At 65.4% G+C, this 21,989-nt stretch carries 21 protein-coding genes; 9 read left to right on the forward strand and 12 right to left on the reverse strand.

The genetic code is table 11. The annotated features are described in order from the left end of the window. Nucleotides 1-31: 31 nt before the first annotated feature. Together carB and greA are read left to right on the forward strand one after the other, a co-directional pair. Nucleotides 32-3,349, forward strand: coding sequence for a carbamoyl-phosphate synthase large subunit (gene carB, locus AB4Z10_RS07610; RefSeq protein WP_441469778.1), 3,318 nt, complete (start codon nucleotides 32-34; stop codon nucleotides 3,347-3,349). Between the two features lie 105 nt (nucleotides 3,350-3,454). After that, entirely contained in the window at nucleotides 3,455-3,928 is a 474-nt protein-coding gene (gene greA, locus AB4Z10_RS07615) for a transcription elongation factor GreA (protein WP_441469779.1), read from the forward strand. Between the two features lie 123 nt (nucleotides 3,929-4,051). On the opposite strand, the gene AB4Z10_RS07620 is transcribed toward greA, so the two are convergent. Further along, on the reverse strand, nucleotides 4,052-4,663 hold the full coding sequence (locus AB4Z10_RS07620) for a MarC family protein (RefSeq protein WP_441469780.1): 612 nt from the start codon (nucleotides 4,661-4,663) through the stop codon (nucleotides 4,052-4,054). A 177-nt stretch (nucleotides 4,664-4,840) separates the two neighbouring features. On the opposite strand from AB4Z10_RS07620, the gene AB4Z10_RS07625 reads away from it, so the two are divergent. Next, the gene (locus AB4Z10_RS07625) at nucleotides 4,841-5,338 is read left to right on the forward strand and encodes a hypothetical protein (protein ID WP_441469781.1); all 498 of its coding nucleotides are present in this window, start codon (nucleotides 4,841-4,843) and stop codon (nucleotides 5,336-5,338) included. 142 nt (nucleotides 5,339-5,480) lie between these two features. On the opposite strand, the gene AB4Z10_RS07630 is transcribed toward AB4Z10_RS07625, so the two are convergent. Next, on the reverse strand, nucleotides 5,481-5,945 hold the full coding sequence (locus tag AB4Z10_RS07630) for an Lrp/AsnC family transcriptional regulator (protein ID WP_441469782.1): 465 nt from the start codon (nucleotides 5,943-5,945) through the stop codon (nucleotides 5,481-5,483). A gap of 77 nt (nucleotides 5,946-6,022) precedes the next feature. On the opposite strand from AB4Z10_RS07630, the gene AB4Z10_RS07635 reads away from it, so the two are divergent. The 3 genes from AB4Z10_RS07635 to AB4Z10_RS07645 all read left to right on the forward strand — a co-directional run bounded on the left by AB4Z10_RS07635 (nucleotide 6,023) and on the right by AB4Z10_RS07645 (nucleotide 9,120). After that, nucleotides 6,023-7,033: a mitochondrial fission ELM1 family protein gene (locus AB4Z10_RS07635; RefSeq protein ID WP_441469783.1), complete on the forward strand. Its 1,011-nt coding sequence runs from the start codon at nucleotides 6,023-6,025 to the stop codon at nucleotides 7,031-7,033. 86 nt (nucleotides 7,034-7,119) lie between these two features. Beyond that, nucleotides 7,120-8,085, forward strand: coding sequence for a thioredoxin-disulfide reductase (gene trxB, locus AB4Z10_RS07640; RefSeq protein ID WP_441469784.1), 966 nt, complete (start codon nucleotides 7,120-7,122; stop codon nucleotides 8,083-8,085). A 144-nt stretch (nucleotides 8,086-8,229) separates the two neighbouring features. Beyond that, a complete protein-coding gene (locus AB4Z10_RS07645; protein ID WP_149133170.1) occupies nucleotides 8,230-9,120 on the forward strand; it encodes a LysR family transcriptional regulator in 891 nt (296 codons plus the stop codon). A gap of 550 nt (nucleotides 9,121-9,670) precedes the next feature. Here AB4Z10_RS07645 and AB4Z10_RS07650 read toward each other — a convergent pair. The 6 genes from AB4Z10_RS07650 to AB4Z10_RS07675 form a co-directional block, all read right to left on the reverse strand. After that, nucleotides 9,671-10,222, reverse strand: coding sequence for an NADPH-dependent FMN reductase (locus AB4Z10_RS07650; protein ID WP_441469785.1), 552 nt, complete (start codon nucleotides 10,220-10,222; stop codon nucleotides 9,671-9,673). Between the two features lie 121 nt (nucleotides 10,223-10,343). After that, complete coding sequence (locus tag AB4Z10_RS07655; protein WP_441469786.1) at nucleotides 10,344-10,919, reverse strand: methylated-DNA--[protein]-cysteine S-methyltransferase; 576 nt, start codon at nucleotides 10,917-10,919, stop codon at nucleotides 10,344-10,346. An 83-nt stretch (nucleotides 10,920-11,002) separates the two neighbouring features. Further along, nucleotides 11,003-11,959, reverse strand: coding sequence for a protein-methionine-sulfoxide reductase catalytic subunit MsrP (gene msrP, locus AB4Z10_RS07660; protein ID WP_441469787.1), 957 nt, complete (start codon nucleotides 11,957-11,959; stop codon nucleotides 11,003-11,005). Between the two features lie 194 nt (nucleotides 11,960-12,153). After that, complete coding sequence (gene leuB / locus AB4Z10_RS07665; protein ID WP_441469788.1) at nucleotides 12,154-13,263, reverse strand: 3-isopropylmalate dehydrogenase; 1,110 nt, start codon at nucleotides 13,261-13,263, stop codon at nucleotides 12,154-12,156. A gap of 270 nt (nucleotides 13,264-13,533) precedes the next feature. Further along, the gene (locus tag AB4Z10_RS07670) at nucleotides 13,534-13,920 is read right to left on the reverse strand and encodes a RidA family protein (protein ID WP_441469789.1); all 387 of its coding nucleotides are present in this window, start codon (nucleotides 13,918-13,920) and stop codon (nucleotides 13,534-13,536) included. A gap of 187 nt (nucleotides 13,921-14,107) precedes the next feature. Next, nucleotides 14,108-15,292 (reverse strand): lytic murein transglycosylase, encoded by a 1,185-nt coding sequence (locus AB4Z10_RS07675; protein ID WP_441469790.1) that lies wholly within the window; start codon nucleotides 15,290-15,292, stop codon nucleotides 14,108-14,110. A 135-nt stretch (nucleotides 15,293-15,427) separates the two neighbouring features. On the opposite strand from AB4Z10_RS07675, the gene AB4Z10_RS07680 reads away from it, so the two are divergent. After that, nucleotides 15,428-15,688 (forward strand): SemiSWEET family sugar transporter, encoded by a 261-nt coding sequence (locus AB4Z10_RS07680; RefSeq protein WP_441469791.1) that lies wholly within the window; start codon nucleotides 15,428-15,430, stop codon nucleotides 15,686-15,688. A 167-nt stretch (nucleotides 15,689-15,855) separates the two neighbouring features. Further along, a complete protein-coding gene (locus tag AB4Z10_RS07685; protein WP_441469792.1) occupies nucleotides 15,856-16,158 on the forward strand; it encodes a hypothetical protein in 303 nt (100 codons plus the stop codon). A 131-nt stretch (nucleotides 16,159-16,289) separates the two neighbouring features. Here the strand turns inward: AB4Z10_RS07685 and AB4Z10_RS07690 are convergent, their stop codons facing one another. The 4 genes from AB4Z10_RS07690 to AB4Z10_RS07705 all read right to left on the reverse strand — a co-directional run bounded on the left by AB4Z10_RS07690 (nucleotide 16,290) and on the right by AB4Z10_RS07705 (nucleotide 20,983). Then, on the reverse strand, nucleotides 16,290-17,420 hold the full coding sequence (locus AB4Z10_RS07690) for a PQQ-dependent sugar dehydrogenase (RefSeq protein ID WP_441469793.1): 1,131 nt from the start codon (nucleotides 17,418-17,420) through the stop codon (nucleotides 16,290-16,292). Nucleotides 17,421-17,532: 112 nt separating this feature from the next. After that, nucleotides 17,533-18,501 carry a phosphatase PAP2 family protein gene (locus tag AB4Z10_RS07695; RefSeq protein WP_441469794.1) on the reverse strand — a complete coding sequence of 323 codons (969 nt, stop codon included), beginning with the start codon at nucleotides 18,499-18,501 and terminating at the stop codon, nucleotides 17,533-17,535. 100 nt (nucleotides 18,502-18,601) lie between these two features. Beyond that, nucleotides 18,602-19,903, reverse strand: coding sequence for an NAD(P)H-dependent oxidoreductase (locus AB4Z10_RS07700; protein WP_441469795.1), 1,302 nt, complete (start codon nucleotides 19,901-19,903; stop codon nucleotides 18,602-18,604). A 105-nt stretch (nucleotides 19,904-20,008) separates the two neighbouring features. Further along, nucleotides 20,009-20,983 carry a Bug family tripartite tricarboxylate transporter substrate binding protein gene (locus AB4Z10_RS07705; protein WP_441469796.1) on the reverse strand — a complete coding sequence of 325 codons (975 nt, stop codon included), beginning with the start codon at nucleotides 20,981-20,983 and terminating at the stop codon, nucleotides 20,009-20,011. 324 nt (nucleotides 20,984-21,307) lie between these two features. Here AB4Z10_RS07705 and AB4Z10_RS07710 point away from each other — a divergent pair, with 324 nt between their 5' ends. Beyond that, entirely contained in the window at nucleotides 21,308-21,985 is a 678-nt protein-coding gene (locus AB4Z10_RS07710) for a hypothetical protein (protein WP_441469797.1), read from the forward strand. Nucleotides 21,986-21,989: the final 4 nt, after the last annotated feature.

The following is a 21,989-nucleotide window of genomic DNA, read 5'->3' on the forward strand; positions in this document are numbered from 1 at the left end:
CTTGCGCGCGCCCGCAAGACCGGTCGAGATCATGCCCAAGCGCACAGACATCAAGTCCATCCTGATCATCGGCGCCGGCCCCATCATCATCGGACAGGCCTGCGAGTTCGACTATTCCGGCACCCAGGCCTGCAAGACGCTGAAGGCCGAGGGCTACCGCATCATCCTGGTCAACTCGAATCCGGCGACGATCATGACCGATCCGGACCTGGCCGATGCGACCTATGTCGAGCCGATCACGCCCGAGATCGTCGCCAAGATCATCGAGAAGGAGCGCCCCGACGCGCTGCTGCCGACGATGGGCGGCCAGACCGCGCTGAACTGCGCGCTCTCGCTGAAGAAGATGGGCGTGCTGGAGAAGTTCAACGTCGAGATGATCGGCGCCACGGCCGAGGCCATCGACAAGGCCGAGGACCGCGAGCTCTTCCGCGAGGCAATGACCAAGATCGGCCTCGACACCCCACGCTCGCATCACATCAAGACGCTCGGCCAGGCGCTCGACGCGCTCGAGGATATCGGCCTTCCCGCGATCATCCGCCCCTCCTTCACCATGGGCGGCACGGGCGGCGGCATCGCCTACAACAAGGGCGAGTTCATCGACATCGTCGAGCGCGGCATCGACGCCTCCCCGACCAGCGAGGTCCTCATCGAGGAGAGCGTGCTGGGCTGGAAGGAATACGAGATGGAGGTCGTCCGGGACAAGAAGGACAACTGCATCATCGTCTGCTCGATCGAGAATTTCGATCCGATGGGCGTCCATACCGGCGATTCGATCACCGTCGCGCCGGCCCTGACGCTGACCGACAAGGAATACCAGATCATGCGCGACGCCTCGCTGGCGGTGCTGCGCGAGATCGGCGTCGAGACCGGCGGCTCGAATGTTCAGTTCGCGATCGACCCGGCCACCGGCCGCATGATCGTCATCGAGATGAACCCGCGCGTCTCGCGCTCGTCTGCTCTCGCTTCCAAGGCGACCGGCTTCCCGATCGCCAAGGTCGCGGCGCGTCTGGCCGTCGGCTACACGCTCGACGAGATCGAGAACGACATCACCGGCGGCGCGACCCCGGCCTCCTTCGAGCCGACGATCGACTATGTCGTCACCAAGATCCCGCGCTTCGCCTTCGAGAAGTTCCCGGGTTCCGAGCCGACGCTGACGACCGCGATGAAGTCGGTCGGCGAGGCCATGGCGATCGGCCGCACCTTCCAGGAATCGCTGCAGAAGGCGCTGCGCTCGCTGGAAACGGGCCTTGACGGGCTCGACGAGATCGAGATCGAGGGCTTCGGCCATGGCGACGACCGCAACGCCATCAAGGCCGCGATCTCGACGCCGACGCCGGACCGCATCCTCCACGTCGCCCAGGCCATGCGCTTTGGCTTCAGCGACGAGGAGATCCACGAGAGCTGCAAGATCGATCCCTGGTTCCTCGCCCAGATGCGCGGCATCGTCGAGACCGAGGAGAAGATCCGCAAGTTCGGCCTGCCGCAGACGCCCGGCGCCTTCCGCCAGATCAAGGCGATGGGCTTCTCGGACAAGCGCCTCGCCGCGGTTGCGGGCAAGACCGAGGCCGAGGTCAGGGCGCTGCGCAAGTCGCTCGACGTCCGCCCCGTCTACAAGCGCATCGACACCTGCGCGGCGGAGTTCGCCTCGCCGACCGCCTACATGTATTCGAGCTATGCCATGCCTTTCGCCGGCAAGACGGCGGACGAGGCCAATCCTTCCGATCGCAAGAAGGTCGTCATCCTTGGCGGCGGTCCGAACCGCATCGGCCAGGGCATCGAGTTCGACTATTGCTGCTGCCATGCCTGCTACGCGCTGCGCGACGCCGGCTACGAGACCATCATGATCAACTGCAACCCGGAGACGGTCTCGACCGACTACGACACCTCCGACCGGCTCTATTTCGAGCCGCTGACCGCGGAGGACGTGCTCGAGATCCTCGAGACCGAGAAGCAGAACGGCACGCTGCACGGCGTCATCGTCCAGTTCGGCGGCCAGACCCCGCTGAAGCTCGCGAATGCGCTGGAAGAGGCGGGCATCCCGATCCTCGGCACTTCGCCTGACGCGATCGACCTCGCGGAAGACCGGGACCGCTTCAAGCGCCTGCTCGACAAGCTGCACCTGAAGCAGCCGAAGAACGGCATCGCCTACTCGGTCGAGCAGTCCCGCATCATTGCCGGCGAACTCGGCCTGCCCTTCGTCGTTCGCCCCTCCTACGTGCTCGGCGGCCGCGCCATGGCCATCATCCGCGACGAGGTGATGTTCGAGGACTACCTGCTAGGCACCCTGCCCTCGCTGATCCCCTCCGAGGTCAAGGCCAAGTATCCGAACGACAAGACGGGCCAGATCAACACCGTCCTCGGCAAGAACCCGCTGCTGTTCGACCGCTACCTGTCGGACGCGATCGAGGTCGATGTCGACTGCCTCGCGGACGGCAAGGACGCCTTCATCGCAGGCATCATGGAGCATATCGAGGAAGCCGGCATCCACTCCGGCGATTCGGCCTGCTCGCTGCCGCCGCGCTCGCTCTCGGCCGAGACCATCGCCGAGCTGGAGCGCCAGACCAAGGCGATGGCGCTCGCGCTCGATGTCGGCGGCCTGATGAACGTGCAATACGCCATCAAGGACGGCGAGATCTACGTCCTCGAGGTCAATCCGCGCGCCTCGCGCACCGTGCCCTTCGTCGCCAAGGTCATCGGGCAGCCGATCGCCAAGATCGCGGCCCGCATCATGGCCGGCGAGCCGCTGGCGGGCTTCGGCCTGAAGCCGGCGGTGCTCGACCATGTCGGCGTCAAGGAAGCGGTCTTCCCCTTCGCGCGCTTCCCTGGCGTCGATGTCCTGCTCGGGCCGGAGATGCGCTCGACCGGCGAGGTCATCGGCCTCGACCGCTCCTTCGACACCGCCTTCGCCAAGAGCCAGCTCGGCGCCGGCTCCAAGGTGCCGGTCAAGGGCACGGTCTTCGTCTCGGTGCGTGACGACGACAAGCCGCGCATCGTCCCCTCCGTGCGCATCCTCGCCGATCTCGGCTTCCGTATCGTCGCGACCGGCGGCACGCTGCGCCTGCTGCAGGAACAGGGCATCGACGCAGCGCGGATCAACAAGGTTCTGGAAGGTCGGCCGCATGTCGTCGACGCGATCAAGAACGGCGAAATCCAGCTGATCTTCAACACCACGGAGGGTCCACAGGCGCTTGCGGATTCCCGTTCGCTCCGTCGAACAGCCCTCTTGCACAAGGTGCCCTATTATACCACCTTGGCCGGAGCGATCGCTGCCGCGGAGGGCATCAAGGCCTATTGCAGCGGCGATCTCGAAGTACGATCGTTGCAGTCATACTTCGAACGCGCGGCCTGAGAGGCCGTTCGCGGCGAAGTTCAAAAATTGAGCGGAAGCGCGGAGACACCGACGGTCACTTTACCGCCGGTGGGCCGCGCTTTCGGAGCTTGTGGGACGGAAAGAATGGAAAAGGTTCCGATGACCGCGGGCGGCTTCGCCGCCCTGGAGGCCGAGCTGAAGGACCGCCAGCAGGTCCAGCGCCAGCGCATCATCACGGCGATCGCCGAAGCGCGCGCGCTGGGTGATCTCTCCGAGAACGCGGAATATCACGCGGCCAAGGAAGCGCAGTCGCTCAACGAAGGCCGGATCATGGAACTCGAATCGCTGATCGGCCGCGCCGACATCATCGATGTCAGCAAGCTCGGCGGCGACACGATCAAGTTCGGCGCGACCGTCAAGCTGATCGACGACGATACCGAGGAAGAGAAGAGCTACCAGATCGTCGGCGAGCCGGAATCGGACGTCAGGTCCGGCAAGGTCTCGATCGGCTCGCCGATCGCGCGCGCGCTGATCGGCAAGAAGGTCGGCGATTCCGTCCAGGTCAACACGCCCGGCGGCGGCAAATCCTACGAGGTCGTCAGCGTCGACTTCCGCTGAGCTCAGCATCTCCGCAGACAGCACCATGCTCGCCCTGGTGGCGAGCATTTGTGTTTCGGGCGCGGCCGGTGATGAACGAGCACGGAGATGTTCGGGGCGAACCCGGCGTGGCGACGCCGGGCGTCACCCCATCACGACGATCTTCACCGCCCTGATGATACCGTCCACAGCGACGCTCGCCAGGATAAGGCCCATCACCCGGCTGATGACGCTCGCACCCGCATTGCCGATGACGGCGATGATGCGCGAGGCGCAGAACAGCAATCCGAGCAGGATGGCGAAGATAATCGCAATCTGAACCACGGTCTCGGCCTGTTCGGCGATGCTGAATCTCGAATTGTCGGTGATGGTCATCACGGTCAGCATCGCGCCGGGGCTGGCGATGCTCGGAATTGCCAGTGGATAGACCGCCTTCTCGAGGTCTGAGGAGCGCAGAAGCTTCTGATCCTCCTCAAGTTTCGATTCGCCGAAGATCATCGTCAGCGCGAACAGGAACAGCACGATGTTCCCGGCGATCTGGAAGGAGCTCAGCTCGATATCCATTGCCGTCAGCAGGATCTGGCCGAGCACGACGAAAAACAGCAGCACGAGGAAGGCGACGAGCGATCCCTGAATGGCAATGCGCCGCGCCGCTGCAGCGCTGAGCCCGGCCGTGACCGCCAGGAACACCGGCAGGGTGCCGATCGGATCGATCACCACCCAGAGCTTCACGAATTCCGTCAACCAGCGTTCCATCGAATCCCCCCGCGTCTCGCGCCTCATAGAGCATGCCCGGGCGATAGCGGATATGCAGCCGCACCCCGACACATCTTGGCAACCAAGATCGAGGGAAGATGAGGCGCGGGCCTGCTGCCATGGACTATCTCAGCCGCGCACCTACATTGAAGCGGCAAGCATTTGGAGACCCGGGCCATGATGACGCGTCGACTGTTTCTCGCTTCCTCGCTCGGTGCCGCGGCGTTGGCTCTGGTGCCCGGCATCGCCTCCGCTCAGACCGTGCCGATCGGCGCGATCAAGATCCAGTTCTCGCCAACCGTGACCCAGGCCTGGGGCGAAAATGTTGCGATCGTGAAGAGCGAGCTCGAACGCACGCTCATCGACCTGCTCGGCCCGTCGCTGCAGCGCGGCGCCGGCACGATCCTCGTCGTCAACGTCAGCAGCATCTGGCTGGCGAGCTACGCCGGCGGCGGCGGCAGCGGCAAGCCGTCCGATGGCGGGGCTTCCAATGACTATCTGGAAAGCATCGCGACGCTCTACGATCGCAAAGGCCGCGAGCTTGCAAGTTATCCGATCATGTCGACGGAACTCTCCGGCGGCGCCGGCGCCTGGTATCGGCCGGACGTCGATCAGCTTCGCCTGAAGGCGCTCGCCCGCAACAACGCCTACTGGATCAAGCGCTACGTCGGCTGAATGCAGATCGTTCGGAGCATTTTTGAGCTCTGAGGCACTGCCAACGGCGTCTCGAAGGAGGCTCCGGAGCCAGCTGAATCATCCTGCGGAGTAGCCGAAGGTTGCGTCTTGAAGGATGCGGGGCTGGATGCTCGGAAGCCGCTCAGCCGAAGGGCACGATCGGCTCGTCCTTGACCCGGTCGAGGGCGAGCGCGGTGCGGACGTTGCGGACATTCGGCATGGCCGTCAGTTCCCCGACGAAATCTTGGAAGGCCTTCAGGTCCGGCGCCACGCATTTCAGCGCGAAATCGATGTCCCCCGAGAGCGTCCAGCATTCGCGCACCGTAGCCCATTCGCGGATACGGCCCTGAAACGCAGCGAGATCGGCTTCGGCCTGGCTCGCCAGATGCACGAAAGCGAAGCAAACCACCTCGTAGCCCAGCTTTCGCTCGTCGAGATCGGCATGGTAGCCGCGGATCAGCCCGGCTTCCTCAAGCGCCCTGACGCGGCGCAGGCAGGGCGGCGGCGAAATGCCGACGCGGCTGGCGAGCTCGACATTGGTCATGCGCCCATCGGCCTGGAGCTCGCGCAGGATGCGCAGGTCGATATCGTCGAGTTTCGGACGCACGAAGATCCCCGAAGGCAAAGTATCCTCAAAGAAAAGCCGGGCTGGTGTAGACGGCAGCGACGGGCGATACAAGGCGCATGCCGCAGACGCAGACAGCCATGCACGAAAATCCGACGCCGACCGTCTGGGTCCTGAGCGACGGCAAGGCCGGCGACGAGTTGCAGTGCCTCGGCGTGGCCGAGCGGCTGGGTGCCGCCCCGGAAATCCGCCGGGTGAAGCCGCGCAAGCCGTGGGCCTGGCTGATGCCGCGCGGCCCGATCGATCCACGCGAGGCGCCGGACCGGCCGGGAAGCCCCCTCAGCCCGCCCTTTCCGGAGGTCGCGATCGCCTCGGGACGGCGCGCCGTCGCCTATCTGCGGACGCTGAAGAAGGTCTCGAACGGCGCGACCTATACCGTTTTCCTCAAGGACCCGCGCACCGGCCCCGCCGCCGCGGACCTGATCTGGGTTGCCGGGCATGACCGGCTGCGCGGCGACAATGTCCTCGTCACCACCACATCCCCTCACCGCCTGACACCGCAGAAGCTGGCTGCCGCGCGCGCTGCTCCGCCCGCGGCGGTCGCCGGCCTGCCAAGGCCGCGCGTCGCGGTGCTGGTCGGCGGTGACAGCCGCCATCACCGCTTCACGCCGGCCGATATCGAGCGCTTCGCCGGGCAGCTCGACGCGTTGGCACGGTCGGGCGCGTCCCTGATGGGCTCGCCCTCCCGGCGCACCTCCCCCGCACTGGCCGCCGCCGTCGCAACCGTCTTCGCCCGTCACGGCGGCTGGTGGTGGGACGGTTCGGGCGAGAACCCCTATCTCGCCCTGCTCGCCAATGCCGATGCCATCGTCGCAACCGCCGATTCCACCAACATGATCGGCGAGGCCGCCGCGACGGGCGCACCGATCTTGGTGTTCGAGCCGCAAGGCGGCCATCCCAAGATCGCGGCGCTGATCCAGGCGCTGGAGCGCGAGGGCGTTGTGCATCGCTTCTGTGGACGCCTTGAAGGCGAGGGCTACCAGCCGATAGACTCCACGCCCGTCATCGCCGATGCGATACGGCAGGGCTGGCAGCGCCACCGGGCCGTTCTGGGGCTGGGCGCGGCTTGAGCCCGATGGCTCTTGTTTCGGCGCCGCGCCGCCGTATCTGACGGATCGAAGCCGCGGCGCCCGGCCGCAGGAGAGGAATTGAGACGATGGCCCACACCCACGCCCGCGTCATGATCATCGGCTCCGGCCCCGCCGGCTACACCGCGGCGATCTACGCCGCCCGCGCCATGATGGAGCCGGTGCTGATCTCCGGCATGCAGGCCGGCGGCCAGCTGATGATCACCACCGATGTCGAGAATTACCCCGGCTTCGCCGACGTGATCCAGGGTCCCTGGCTGATGGAGCAGATGCGCGCCCAGGCCGAGCACATGGGCACGAAGATGGTCTCCGACCACATCGCCCGCGTGGACCTCTCGCAGCGCCCCTTCCGCCTTTGGGGCGATGGCGGGGAGACCTATTCCTGCGACGCGCTGATCATCGCGACCGGCGCCCAGGCCAAATGGCTCGGCCTCCCCTCGGAGCAGGCCTTCCAGGGCTTCGGCGTCTCGGCCTGCGCGACCTGCGACGGCTTCTTCTTCCGGAACAAGGAGGTCGTGGTCGTCGGCGGCGGCAACACTGCGGTCGAGGAGGCGCTCTACCTCGCCAACCTCGCGAGCAAGGTCACGCTGGTCCATCGCCGCGACAGCCTGCGCGCCGAGCGCGTGATGCAGGAGCGCCTGTTCAGGCATCCGAAGATCGAAGTGGTCTGGGACAGCGCCATCGCCGAGATCTGTGGCGGCACGCAGCCGCCGAACGTCACCCATCTGCGCCTGACCAATACCAAGACGGGCGCGGCGAGCGAGCTGAAGGCCGACGGCGTCTTCATTGCCATCGGCCACAAGCCGGCGACCGAACTCTTCGCCGACCAGCTCACGATGCGCGAATCGGGCTACATCGATGTCGAGCCCGGCACGACCCGGACGAACGTTCCGGGCGTCTTCGCGGCCGGCGACGTCACCGACGAGCACTATCGTCAGGCGGTCACGGCGGCCGGCCTGGGTTGCATGGCCGCCCTCGATGCAGAGCGTTGGCTCGCTGCGAGCGAGCTCGACCAGCGAGAAGCGGCTGAATAGCCGCTTTTTCCGTACTCATCACCGAATCTGATGGGACGTGTAACCAGATTAAGTACGGATAATGGGCGACATTTGTCACACGGACATTGACGCACCGCCTCTTTATCCCCCATCATGCAAAAAACGCATAGCGGGGGAAGCGCGGTGGATTGGGACCGCATTAGAATCTTTTATACGGTCGCGGAGTCAGGCAGTTTTACCAAAGCTGGCGATGTTCTGGGCTTGAGTCAATCGGCCGTCAGCCGGCAGATCGGGGCGCTTGAGCGGGAGCTGCGCGCGCCGCTGTTCCATCGGCATACGCGCGGTCTGATCCTCACGGAACAGGGCGAATTGCTCTGGCGCGCGGCTCGCGAGATGACGCAGCGCCTGGAGCGGACCCGCTCGCAGCTTTCGGAAACGCGCGAGCACCCTTCCGGCGAGCTCAAGGTGACCGCGACGCGCGGCCTCGGCGGCCACTGGCTGACCCCGCGCCTTGCCGAGTTCATGGATCTCTATCCGGACATCCGGGTCGAGCTCATCCTCACGGATGAGGAACTCGACCTGTCGATGCGCGAGGCCGACATCGCAATCCGCCTGCGCCAGCCGCAGCAGCCGGACCTGATCCAGCGCAAGCTCTTCACGGTGCACTTCCACGTCTACGCTTCGCCTGCCTATGTGAAGCGCTTCGGCGAGCCGAAGACCTATGACGACCTGGACAACCACCGTATCCTGTCCTTCGGCGGCACCTCGCCCTCCTATCTGACGGCGGTGCACTGGCTGGGCACGATGGGGCGCGACCAGCGCAACCCGCGGCCGATCCACCTGACGGTGAACAACATCACCGCGATGAAGCGTGCGGTGGATTCGGGCGCCGGCATCGCGGTGCTGCCCGACTATCTGATCGAGACCGGCTCCCCTCTCGTGCAGCTGATGCGCGAGACCGAGATGCCGCAGCTCGAAAGCTATCTGGTCTATCCGGAAGAAATGAAGTCGGTCGCCCGCGTCCAGGTCTTCCGTGACTTCCTGATCCAGAAGGCCCAACGCTGGACCTACTGACAGCAGGCCTGCCTCTTCTTCGATATGGCAGTTGAATCGGGCGCCTACGGCGCCCGTTTTCAATTCTGGCGGTTTTGTGACCAGGACGGCGCAATCCCTGCGCAAATCCGCACATCGAAAACGACAGATAACCACCAAAAGAGCGAAAACACCCCGTTCAACGACCTAAAATTGTACCCACAAGCGAAGCGAGCGTGCAATGAGTGCATATTTCTCAATCATTTAAGCTCAAATTCGTACCATTTGCCACTATCTCATGCAGATAACGCATGGCGGACCCAAACTATGCTGCATTGCAAAACGGCAGGTGATGCCCGATATTGCACTCACGGTTGTTCGGAACGGGCTCCGCAATCTCCTCCCGGCGTTGAGTTCGTTTCAGCCGTTCCCCTCTGAGATGTTTGGCGGTTTCGCCAGATGTTTCAAACTTTCAAGGCCGGCTCCCCTCGGGGACGCCGGCCCTTTTTTTTGCCCCGCCACTGGCCAGCAAAAAGGCGCCGCCCGGAAAGGCGACGCCTGCGATGGAAGTTTGCGGGAAGCGCCTGCCCCGTCAGGCCGCGAGCTTGGCGGCGATCCCGGCGAACTGATCGAGGAAGCCCTGCAGGAAAGCGCGCGTGCCTTCATTGGCGATGTTGTGCTCGGCGTCGATCAGGCCGTCCTTGAAGGTGATGAAGACCTGCCCGCCAACCACGACGCCGGCAAGGTTGGTCAGGATCATGCGCAGCTCCTGTTGCGACACGGCAGTACCGACCACGCCGGCGCTGGTGCCCGTCACGGCCACCGTCTTGTTGGCCCAGGAATTCCGGCCATAGGGCCGCGAGGCCCAGTCGATGGCGTTCTTGAGCACGGCGGGGATCGAGCGGTTGTGTTCCGGCGTCACGATCAGGATCGCGTCTGCCGCTTCGATCTCGCGTTTCAGCCGGAGCGTCGACTCCGGCCGCTCGGACTCGAGATCCTGGTTGAACATCGGCAGGTCGTCGATCTGGACGAAGGACGCGTCGAAAGCGTTCGCTCCCAGCTTCACCAGCGCCTGGGCCAGCTTACGATTGATCGAATCGCGACGATTGCTGCCCACGATGACGGCGAGCTTGAGTTTAGCCATGATATCTCTCGAAGAAGCGTGGAAATGCCCGAACAGTAGCGGCCCCTGTGCGCGCCTCGCAAGCGACCTCGCTGCAAACGCGCTATTGCGCGATTTCAAGAAAAACAGGTGATTGCGCGGCTCAACGTCGGGCAGGCCGTGCCGCAAGCGGCAGCGCCCCGAACAGGCCGGGCTCGGCGCTCGTGCGCGCCTTCTCGATCGTCAGGATCCTGAGCTTGGTCTCGACGCCGCCATCGGCCGAGAAGCCGCCAGTCTTGCCGCCTGCAGCCAGCACGCGGTGGCAGGGCACGATGATCGGCCAGGGATTCTGGCCGAGTGCGACGCCGACGGCCCGCGCCGCGCCGGGCTCGCCGATGCGCTGCGCCACCTCGCCATAGGTCAACGTCTCGCCCGGCGGGATGGAGAGCGCAACCTCGTAGACTTTGCGGTTGAAGTCGGAGACCATCTCAAGCGCGACCGGCAGATGGGCGAGATCGCGCTTCTCCCCATCGAACAGCGCCCGGATGCCGGCCACGGCCTCGGCGACGAACCCGGTCGCCCCGGCCTCCTCAGCCTCCGGATAGCGCCGCGCCAGCCGTTTGTGCGCCGCATCCTCGTCGCGTTCGGGCAATTGCGCGCCGATGAAGCGCTCGCCTTCCCAGACCAGCGCACAGGTGCCGATCGCGGTGTCGAAGAGATGGAAATGCTGGGTGGCCATGGGCGTTTCGTGCCGTTCCAACTGCATGGTGGCTTCACGCTACCATGGCCCGGCGCGGCTTGGGCACCCGAAACCTGTTCCCCTCACATGAACAGGCGCTCGTTCTCCAACCCCTTGTAGAGCCCGGCAACCTGCTCGCCATAGCCATTGTAGATCAGCGTCGGGCGCCGGTCGCGCGAGCCCAGCACCTGCTCACTCGCCTGGCTCCAGCGCGGATGCGGCACGGCCGGGTTCACATTCGCCCAGAAGCCGTATTCGGAAGCCTGTAGTCCCTCCCAGAAGGTCTTCGGCCGCTCGGCGACAAAACTGATCTTGCGGATCGATTTCACCGACTTGAAGCCGTATTTCCACGGCGTGATCAGCCGGATCGGCGCGCCATGCTGCGTCGGCAATGGCTTGCCGTAGATGCCGGTCACCAAAAGCGGCAGCTCGCTGGTCGCCTCCGCGATCGTCAGCCCCTCGGTATAGGGCCAGGGATACCAGCGCTGCCCCTGGCCGGGCGCGACGCGCGGATTGAGGAAGGTCTCGAAGCGGATGTATTTCGCGCCCGAGAGCGGCTTGGCCAGCGCCACAAAGGATGCGAGCGGGATGCCGGTCCACGGCACCGCCATCGCCCAGGCCTCGACGCAGCGGAAACGGTAGAGCCGCTCTTCCAGCGGCAGCTTGCGCACGAGGTCGTCGAAGCCGATTTCGAAAGGCTTTTCGACCAGACCGTCGACCTGGATCGACCAGGGCCGCGTCGCCAACCGCTGCGAGGCGTCGACGATGTCCTTCGACATGCCGAACTCGTAGAAGTTGTTGTAGTTCGCCGCGTCCTCCGCCTTGGTCAGCGGCACGTCGAGCTTGTAGGCGTCGTTGCGCTTGGCCGGGTAAAGGTCGAGCGTCGGATCGGGCGTGTCCGCTGCCGCAAGGCCAGGCCAGGCTGCCCCCGCGATCAATCCCGCTCCTGCGCTCATCAACTGGCGGCGGTTGAGAAACACGCTCTCCGGCGTGGCCTGGCTTTCCGGCATTTCCCAGCCGGCACGGCGCTTGATCAGCATGACGGACATACTCCGCTTCGTTGGGCCCGTTAGGCCACGAAAGCGAGGTCACGGCAATTCACGAGGGGGAGAGGCGCGAGATCAACCTCCGTCATGCTCGCCCTTGTGGCGAGCATCCACGACTTAAACACGACGCCCGACCAGCGGAGACGCGGATGATCGGGACAAGCCCGACCATGACGCCTGAACTGAAATCAGCCCCGCGCTTCAAGCGCCTTGATGATCGCAGAGCCCATCTCGCTGGTCGAGACGGCGTTGGCCCCCGGCGCAGCGATGTCCTTGGTGCGGGTGCCGGAACCCAGCACGTCGGAAATCGCGCCTTCAAGCCGGTCGGCCGCCTCGCCCGCGCCGAAGGAATAGCGCAGCGCCATGGCGAAGGAGCCGATCATCGCGATCGGGTTGGCGAGGCCCTTGCCGGCGATGTCCGGCGCCGAGCCATGGACGGGCTCGTAGAGCGCCTTGCGCTTGCCCGTTGCCGAATCCTCGGCGCCGAGCGAAGCCGAAGGCAGCATGCCGAGCGAACCGGTCAGCATCGCCGCGACGTCGGAGAGGATGTCGCCGAAGAGGTTGTCGCAGACGATGACATCGTACTGCTTCGGCCAGCGCACCAGCTGCATGGCGCAGTTGTCGGCGAGCACATGCTCGAGCTCGACATCCCCGTACTCGGCGGCGTGCAGCGCGGTGACCGTCTGCTTCCAGAGCACGCCGGTCTTCATGACGTTGTGCTTCTCGGCGGAGGAGACCTTGTTGCGGCGGGTGCGCGCCAGCTCGAAGGCGACGCGCGAGATGCGCTCGATTTCCGGCGTGGTGTAGAGCTGGGTGTCGACGCCGCGCTTGGAGCCGTCCTCGAGCGTGACGATCTCCTTCGGCTCGCCGAAATAGACGCCGCCGGTGAGCTCGCGCACGATCAGGATGTCGAGGCCTTCGACCACCTCCGGCTTGAGCGAGGAGGCCGAGGCCAGTGCCGGGTAGCAGATCGCGGGGCGCAGGTTCGCGAACAGGCCGAGTTCCTTGCGCAGGCGCAGCAGGCCGGCTTCCGGACGATGCTGATAGGGCACATCGGCCCATTTCGGGCCGCCGACCGCGCCGAAGAGCACGGCGTCGGCGTCCTGGGCGAGCTTCATGTCGCCCTCGGAGATCGCCCCCTTGTGCGCATCATAGGCCGCGCCGCCGACCAGGCCCTTCTCGATCTCGAACGAGGCGAGGCCCTGCTTGCCGAACCAGGACACGATCTGCTCGACCTGGCCCATCACCTCGGGGCCGATGCCGTCGCCAGGGAGCAGCAGGAGCTTGTGGGTCGCCATGATCGTCGCCTCGCCTTGTCGCGTGTTTGCGTTGGCGGGGTGATTACGAGCGACTGGCGACGCACGCAAGCGCCGCGATGCAGCCCTGCCCTGTGCGGGCTAGGAGCCGCTTCATAAACTCTCCGAGCCCTCATCCCGAGGGGCGCCGCAGGCGCGTCTCGAAGGATGTTTCAGAAGGCTCGGAAGACATCTGGAGCATCCTTCGAGACGCGGCGCCTGCGGCGCCCCTCAGGATGAGGGCTGAGGGTTTCCAACAGCCTCTAAACGGCTTCAGGTCTTAGGCAGCCTTGCCGTGACCTCGATCTCGACCTTCATCTCCGGCTTCAGCAGCCCGGCGACGACATAGATGCCGGCCGCGGGCCTGATCTCACGGAAGAACTCGCCGCAGACCGTGAGAACCGGTTCGCAATAGCTGCGGTCGGTGACGAAGTACTGTGCTCGCACAGCCTGCGACAGCGACGATCCCGCTTCCTCCAGCACGGAGCTTATCGTGCGGAAGATGTTGCGCGCCTGCTCGGCCGCATCCTCCGGCAGCGTCATGGTCGCGTAATTGTAACCCGTCGTACCGGAAACGAAGACGAGATCCCCGTCGATGACGGCGCGCGAATAACCGAAAGAACGCTCGAAGGGTGAGCCGGTGGAAATGAGGCGGCGCATGGGGTTCTCCGAATGAAACACCGGTCATCCCGGGCGACCGAAGGGAGACCCGGGATCCCTGCCTGAGCCTCTGGCGTCCAGAGTCAGGCATGGATCCCGGGTCGGCACCGCCGACGCGGCTTGTCCGGGATGACGCGGTTCTTCGCCCTGCCGAAAAACCGATGCCACCCGTTTTCTGGAAAGGCTGCTAGACCCGCCCACTCTTCAGCGCGCGCAACACCTTCTCGCCCGGCCGCCCGGTCTGCGGCATGCCGAGCTTCCCCTCGATCTCCTTGATCGCCGTCCGGGTCAGCGACCCCACCGCGCCATCGGGCTCGCCGACATTATAGCCGCGGGAGATCAGCAGGCGCTGGAGCTCGCGCCGCTGCTCACGCGAGAGCGGCAGATCGTCGGTCGGCCACTCGCCCTGAACGCCCGGCTTGCCGCGCAGCCGGTCGGAGAGCAGCGAGATGGCGAGCGCGTAGGAATCCGCGCCGTTGTAGCTGTAGGCCGCGTCGTAGTTCTTGAAGACGAGGAAGGCCGGACCGTTGCGGCCGGCCGGCATCAGCAGGCCGGCATTGCCTGTGCCGTTCAGCGGCGAGCCATCGTATTTCACGATGCCGCGCGCCGCCCATGTCGAGACCGGTTGCTTGGGGTTGCGCCCGGTCGGACCGGAATACCCATCCGGCACGCGCACTTCGTAGCCCCAGGTCGCGCCGGTCACCCAGCCAGCCTTGGCCATGAAGTTCGCGGTCGAATGCAATGCATCGGGAATGGAGTCGACGAGATCGCGCCGCCCGTCTCCGTCGCCATCGACGGCAAGGCGCAGATAGGTCGAGGGGATGAACTGGGTGTGGCCGAAGGCGCCGGCCCAGGAGCCGAACAGCCGTTCGGGGCGCACGTCCCCACGCTGGATGATCTGCAGCGTCGCGATCAGCTCGCCCTTGAAGAAGGCGTTGCGGCGAGGCGCCAAGCATGCGCCAGTGGAAAGAGCCTGCACGAGAGGCATCTTGCCACGCGCCTTGCCGAAATCGCTCTCGACGCCCCAGACGGCCGCAATGGTGTGACGGTCGACGCCGAAGCGCTGCTCGGCCGCCGCAAGGGTCGAAGCATGCTGGCGCATCATCGCGCGCCCCTCCGCCACCTTCTCGTCATCGACCAGCGTGCCGAGATAGTCCCAGATCGGCGTCTTGAACTCCGGCTGGTTGTTCATCGCCTCGATGACCTTCATGTCCGGCTCGACGCCGGCCATGGCCCGGTCGAAGGTCGCGCYCGAYACGCCCTTGGCCGCCGCCTCCGAGCGCAGGCCCGCAAGGCAGGACTGGAAGCTSCCTTGRGCCGAAGCCGTGGAAGCAAGCAGGGCGAGTGGCAAGGCCAGTTGATAGACGCGCATGGTCTCCACCGATTCGGACAGATTCTCGGGCAGGCTAGGTCGCTGTGGTTAATGGAGGTTAACCGTCGAGAATGGCGGCACGAAGAAGCGAATTCCGCTATGGGGAAGCAACCCTTCTTCCCGCGATTCGCCGCCATGTCGCCAGCCGCCATCGAACTCCTAGGCTTCGCCGCCGCGACGCTGACCAGCCTTTGCTGGCTGCCGCAGGCCTGGCGGACGATCCGCACCCGCGACACCCGCGCGATCTCGCTATGGACACAGGGGCTTTTTGCCGCAGGCACTGCGCTGTGGCTGAGCTATGGCATCCAGATCCTCTCCTGGCCGGTCATAGCCGCCAATGCACTCACGCTCTTGCTCGTCCTCCTCATCATCACCATGAAGCTCCGCTTCGGCTGACGGCCGGAACCGCGATGCGGAAAAACCGTTATCTGTCGTCATCGAACAGGCCGTCGCGACGAAAGCCCACGCTGCATGCCCTCCTTGAGTCTTTTTCACGCCAAGGGCTGAGCACGCTCAGCTCTGGCCGACGCTCCAAACCGACGAACCGACTGGGGATACCAGCCTTGAACAAGACGGCACTGATTCTCTGCGGCCTCATGCTCGCACCGGGCGCGGCGATCGCCGGGCCGACTTGCAGCCCGAGCAGCGACACGGCTCGCATCCTCTCCGCCGCCTCGCCGAGCGCCATCCATCGCAGCTGGCAGGGCGGCAAGCAGCTCGGCTATGGCTGGTCGCTGCAGGTCGAGCGCAGCACACGCGATGCCACCGGCACGGAGTACTATGTCGGCGACCTCTATGACGCGGACGGCCACCTCTCGACGCGCAAGGTCTTCGCCGTCGAAAGCGAGTGGGATTGCGGGCCGTAAGGCGCCCCGCAGAACGTCATTCTCGGGTGTAGCGAAGCGTAGACCCGAGAATCTCGGGCAGTATGAGGCTGAAGGAGCCTCCTTCGACGACAGATGCTCCGGTCAAACCCGGGCATGACGTGCCCTTATGCTCACTTGGCCGGCCGCACCCGCAGGATCTTGCCGTTGTCGTCGTCCGTGAGCAGGTAGAGGAACCCGTCCGGCCCCTGGACCACGTCACGGATGCGCTCGCCGATCGTGGTGAGGAGCCGCTCCTCGCCGGTCACCGTTTCGCCCTGCGTCGAAAGCCGGACCAGCATCTGGCCGGCAAGCGCCCCGACGAAGAGCGAGTTCTTCCAGGCCGGCCAGACCGGGCCAGTGTAGAAGGCCGCGCCGGAGGGCGCGATCGACGGGTCCCAGTAGAACAGCGGCTGCTCCATGCCGGGCTTGGCCGTGCCCTCGCCGATCTTCGCCCCGGAATAATCGACCCCGTAGGTGATCACCGGCCAGCCATAGTTCAGCCCGGCCTTGGGCGTGTTGATCTCGTCGCCGCCGCGGGCGCCGTGTTCGGCCGTCCAGAGCTGGCCCGTGTCCGGATGCAGCGCCGCGCCCTGGACGTTGCGATGGCCGATCGACCAGACTTCCGGCGCCCAACCCTGCTTCTTGGGGTTGTCGGCCGGCGCGCCGCCGTCTGGGCGGATGCGAATGACCTTGCCGAGATGATTGGCCGGATTCTGCGCCTGATCGCGCTGGCTGTAGCGGTCCCCAACCGTGACGAACAGTGCCCCCGTCCGATCGAAGACGAGGCGGGAGCCGAAATGCATGTTGGACTCGATCGAGGGCATCTGCCGGAAGACCACCTCGACATTGGTCAGCGCAGTGCTCTGCTCGTTGAGGCGCCCGCGTCCGACGCTGGTGCCGTTGCCGCCTGAACGCGGTTCCGCGAAGGAGAAATAGACGAGGCGGTTCTGCGCGAAGGCAGGGTCAAGCGTCACTCCGAGCAACCCGCCCTGCCCGCGCGCCACCACGCTGGGAACGCCGGTGATCGGGCGGGACAGCTCGCCCTTGGCATCGACGATCCTGAGCCTGCCGGGGCGCTCGGTGACGAGCATGCGCCCGTCCGGCAGGAAGGCGAGCCCCCAAGGATGCTGCAACCCGCTGGCAACGCTCTCGACGGCGAGTTCGCCGCCACTGGAGGGGAAACGCTGCTGGGCTGGCGCCATGCTCGGCTCCATCGCTAAAATCGCACTGAGGATACTGATCCGCAGGATCGGATTGCGCATGGAGGCTCCCAAAAGACGACGCAACTCGCCCAAGAAGCGTCAAGGGCGCGACCGCTAGGCGTGGGCTAGGCGTAGGCCCCGGGCGCTTCGGAGACGACTACATGATGCGCCATCACAATGTCGCTTGCAGGCCGGCATTAGCGAGGCGAGCACTGCTTTGGCAAGCCGGCCCAGTCACGACAATGAAACGCCGCGCCAGGAAATAGCTGCCCACCGCGATCCCGAGCCCTGCCGCCACGTCGACGAAGTAGTGGCCGCCGTCGATCGGCGTTGCGGCGATCATCGTGAGACTCAGGAGCCCGAGCGGCCATCGCGCCCAGCGATTGGCTGCGCTGCCGATCAGCAGCAGCATTCCGACTGCCGCGTGATAGGACGGGAAGGTAATGATCCCCTCGGCTCGCATGAGGTCGAGGCGGAAAGGGGCACCGGACCGCAGGCCCGCCATGTCGACGACATGGACGAACGAAGCCGCCGGCTTGAGATTCGGGTAGTCGGCAGGGCCAAGCCCCAAATGGACGAACATTGCCATCGCCGGCAGGAATCCGGAAATGAGGATCGTTATCACCCCCGCGATCATCATCGCGAGAATGATGACGCGGATCCGTGTTCCCTCACCGCTGAAGCTCAGCACTGCGATCAGCACGATCGCCTGAGGAATGAAGCTCGCATAGGCGAACGAAAACAGTGCTCCGAGCCAGGGACGGGCATCGACGGCTTTGAGATAGGCGAGCCAATCAAGCCCAAGGCTGAGATCTGCTGCGTAGAACGCTCGATCCTGAAGCGGAAAGCCGACTGTCGCGATCAGATAGGACAACATCGGTCCGAGGGCCGTGAAGGCGGTCATCTGCCCGGTGCAATCGAGGGCATCGGACAACCTGCCTTCTCCGCGTCGGCAGCGATAGTACCACGCGCCCGCAGTCAGGCCGGCACCGACCGAGATCGGCAACAGCAGCGACATCGGCGCGAGCGAGACCGTCGAGAACGGCAACCAGCCAAGTGCAACGAGCAATAAGCAGGTGAGCAGCGCCCACGTGATACGATTAGCTCGATTGGCCTCCTGCGCTTCGATTACTGTCTCCAAGACACGCCACCTTCTAGACCGGAGGCCGACGATAGCTCGCGACGCTTAAGTCTCGGTCAACGCACATCGTTAAAAATGCCGCTCGCTGCCGTTTTTGACGCTAGCTCACCGCAACGAGCTCACGACGCAGCGCCACGATCGGCTGGCTTTCGTCCAGCGTCACATCCGCCTCCGTCACCGGCTGGCCGGCCGCCACGTCTCGCTTGAGCTTCACGCCATGGGCAAGTCCGATCGGCAGCGCGCCGCAGGCGCGGCTCGCGGCCGCCGGCATCAGCCTGCCGTAGACGGTGTAGCCGCCCTCGCCGTCCAGCATCTCGCCTGCCTTCAGCGCCCGCTTGGCGACTGCGACGGCATCGCCCCGCCAGCCGCTCGTCGTGCCGGTCGGTTCGGCCCTGAGTGCCGCGTTCAGCACCGAAATCGGCAGTTCGAGGCCGATCAGGTGGAAGGGCTTGTACATCACGGCATAGCGCCCGGTCGCATCGGTCGGCAGGCCGTACTGCCTGAAGCAGGCGGCGGCATAGTCGTTCGGCGCCTTGAGCACGACATAGACGCCCCAGCGCAGATCGCGGAAGACCAGGCGGCCGTCCCGCTCCAGCGAGGACACGACCTCGACCATGCCGTCCCGTTCCAACTGCCCGCCGACGCTGCGTGGGCGCAGCACATGGGCGAGATCGTCGACGCCGCAGGGCGGAAATGCGAGACCCGCCTCCGGCACGTCGAGCTCGCAGGCGTTGGCGATGGCCGCCATCTCGATGGCGGACTTCGTACCGTCAAGGAAGGAATTGAACATCTGCGGGTTCATGCCCGCCGTCTTCGCCGCCTCCGGCGTCAGGCCGTAATGGGCCCAGACGTCGTCGGGCGTGACGTGGTGATAGGCCGGCAGGTACTTCGTGCCCTTGCCGGCGGCGGCGACGGTGAAGCCAGTGGCGCGCGCCCAGTCGACCATCTCGCAGACCAGCGCAGGCTGGTCGCCATAGGCCATCGAATAGACGACGCCGGCAGCCTTCGCCCGCTTCGCCAGCACCGACCCGACCAGCACATCAGCCTCGACATTGACCATGACGACATGGCGCCCGGCCTCGATGGCGGCGAGCGCATGCCGGGCACCTGCGGCAGGATGCCCCGTCGCTTCCAGCAGCACCTCGACGCCATCTGTGCGTGCAGCCTGAACACCATCGTCGAGGAAACGGGTTCGTGCGATCCGCGCCTCGTCCCAGCCGACATTGCGGCAAGCGGCCCGGGCACGCTCGGGGTCGAGATCGGCGATGACCACGACCTCAAGCCCCTCGATATGCGGCACCTGCGACAGGAACATCGAACCGAACTTGCCGGCGCCGATCAGCGCCGCGCGCACCGGCTTCCCGGCCTCGCGACGGGCGGCGAGCTTGGGCATCAGGTTCATGGCTTCACTCCGTCCGGAGCGCCGTCATGCTCGGGCTTGCCCCGTGCATCTCTTCGACGAGATTCCCGGGTCTCCGCTCCGCCCGGGAATGACGCTCGAGGCGCCTTACTCCGGCTTCACGCCGGCATCGGCGATGATCTGCTTCCAGGTCGCGATCTCCTGGGTGTGATAGGGCTTGAACGCCGCCGGATCACGCACCTTGAGCGTGAAGCCGAGCTTCAGGATGGCCTCACGCGTCTCGGGCTTGTTCAGCGAGGCGATGACCGCCTTGGACAGCGTGTCCAGCACGGCATCCGGCGTCTTCACCGGAGCGAAGAAGGCGGCCCAGGAGTCGGCGTCTGCGTTGCTCACGCCCTGCTCGCGCAGTGTCGGGATGTCCTTGGCGCGCGGGTTGCGCTCGGGGCTGGCAAGCGCGAGCGCGCGCAGAGCGCCGCCGTTGATCTGCTCGAGCACGCTCGGCAACGTCGAATTGGCGATGTCGATACGGCCGGCGACGATCTCCTGCACCAGCGGCGCGGCGCCCCGGAAGGGCACATGCGTCATCTTGATGCCGGTGCGCTGCATGAACAGCTCCATTGCGAGGTGCGAGCCGGAGCCCACGCCGGTCGAGCCGTAATTCAGCTTGCCCGGCTCCGCCTTGGCGAGCGCGATCAGCTCCTGGATGTTCTTGGCCGGCAGGTCGTTGCGGACGACGAAGGCATGCTCGAAGGCGCCGACACCGGCGAGCGGCGCGAAATCCTTCACCGCGTCGTAGCCGGGCTCCTTCAGCAGGAACATGTTGTTGCCATGCGTCTGGTTGTTGCCGAAGATGATGGTGTAGCCGTCAGCAGCCGCATGAGCGACAGCGCGCGTGCCGACTGCGCCCGAGGCACCCGCCCGGTTGTCGACGATGACGTTCTGGCCGAAGGCCGTCGACAGATCCTGCGCGACGAAGCGCGCGATCGCGTCTGTCGGCCCGCCCGCCGGATAGGGCACGACCAGGGTGACGACCTTGCTGGGGAAGCTCTGGGCCCGGACGATCGACGGAGCGAAGACGGCGCCGGCCATCAGGCCGAGCGTGGAACGACGGGTCAACGACATGAGCATCCTCCGGAGCGCCCGGTTAGGAGACGGGCCTTGGTTGTGGCGAGAATTAGGGGGAAAGCCTGCCGACGTCCAGCGCGGGAAGGAATGCCAGGATGACGTACCATCCTGCGCTCGGCGCGCTGTAGCGCGGCCGGCCCCTCGGGTAGCGTAAGGTCGCGGCCGATTCGAGCCGCATGCGTGGGGCCTTTTCTGTCTATGCCTAAATCGTTGTTGAGGATGGCCGCGAAGCTTGTCGCGGCCATTTGTGTCTTGCCTGGCCTTGCCGTCGCACAGGATGCGGAAGAGCTCTCGAAGAAGCTCCAAAATCCGGTTTCGCCTATGATCAGTCTGCCCTTGCAGGGCAATTTCGAGTTCCGGGGAGGCGCCAAGAACGATGGCTTTTCCTCAACGACGAATATCCAGCCCGTTATTCCAGTCCATCTGAACCAGGACTGGAACCTGATCGTCCGGACGATCCTGCCGGTCATCCGGCGCGAGCGATATGGCGCGGCCGACGCGGCCGGGGTCGGCGACATCACCCAGAGCTTCTTCCTCACGCCGAGCTCACCCAAGAACGGCGTGATATGGGCGCTGGGCCCTGTCTTTCTCTGGCCCACGGCCTCGAGCGAAAAGCTGGGCTCCGGCAAATGGGGCGCAGGACCCACCGCGCTCCTGCTGGTGCAGGAAGGGGCGTGGACCGTTGGCGGCCTGGCAAACCACATCTGGTCCTATGCCGGGCCGGATGGTCGCAGCGACGTCAGCACGACCTTGCTTCAGCCATTCCTGTCCTACAGCTTCGGGCAAGGGTTCAGCGTCGGTCTCAACACCGAGACGAACTATGATTGGGTCAACCGCAAATGGACCGTCCCGATCAATGTCAGTGCCTCGCAGGTCTTCAATGTCGGCAAACAGGCGATGAGCGCCAGCATCGGCCTCAAATACTATGCCGTCAGGCCCGATGACGCTCCGCGCTGGGGTGTGCGTGCCGTACTGACATTCCTGTTCCCGGAGCGCTGAGATG

This window comes from Allobosea sp. RAF48 (assembly GCF_052114025.1).
Classification (GTDB): domain Bacteria; phylum Pseudomonadota; class Alphaproteobacteria; order Rhizobiales; family Beijerinckiaceae; genus Allobosea.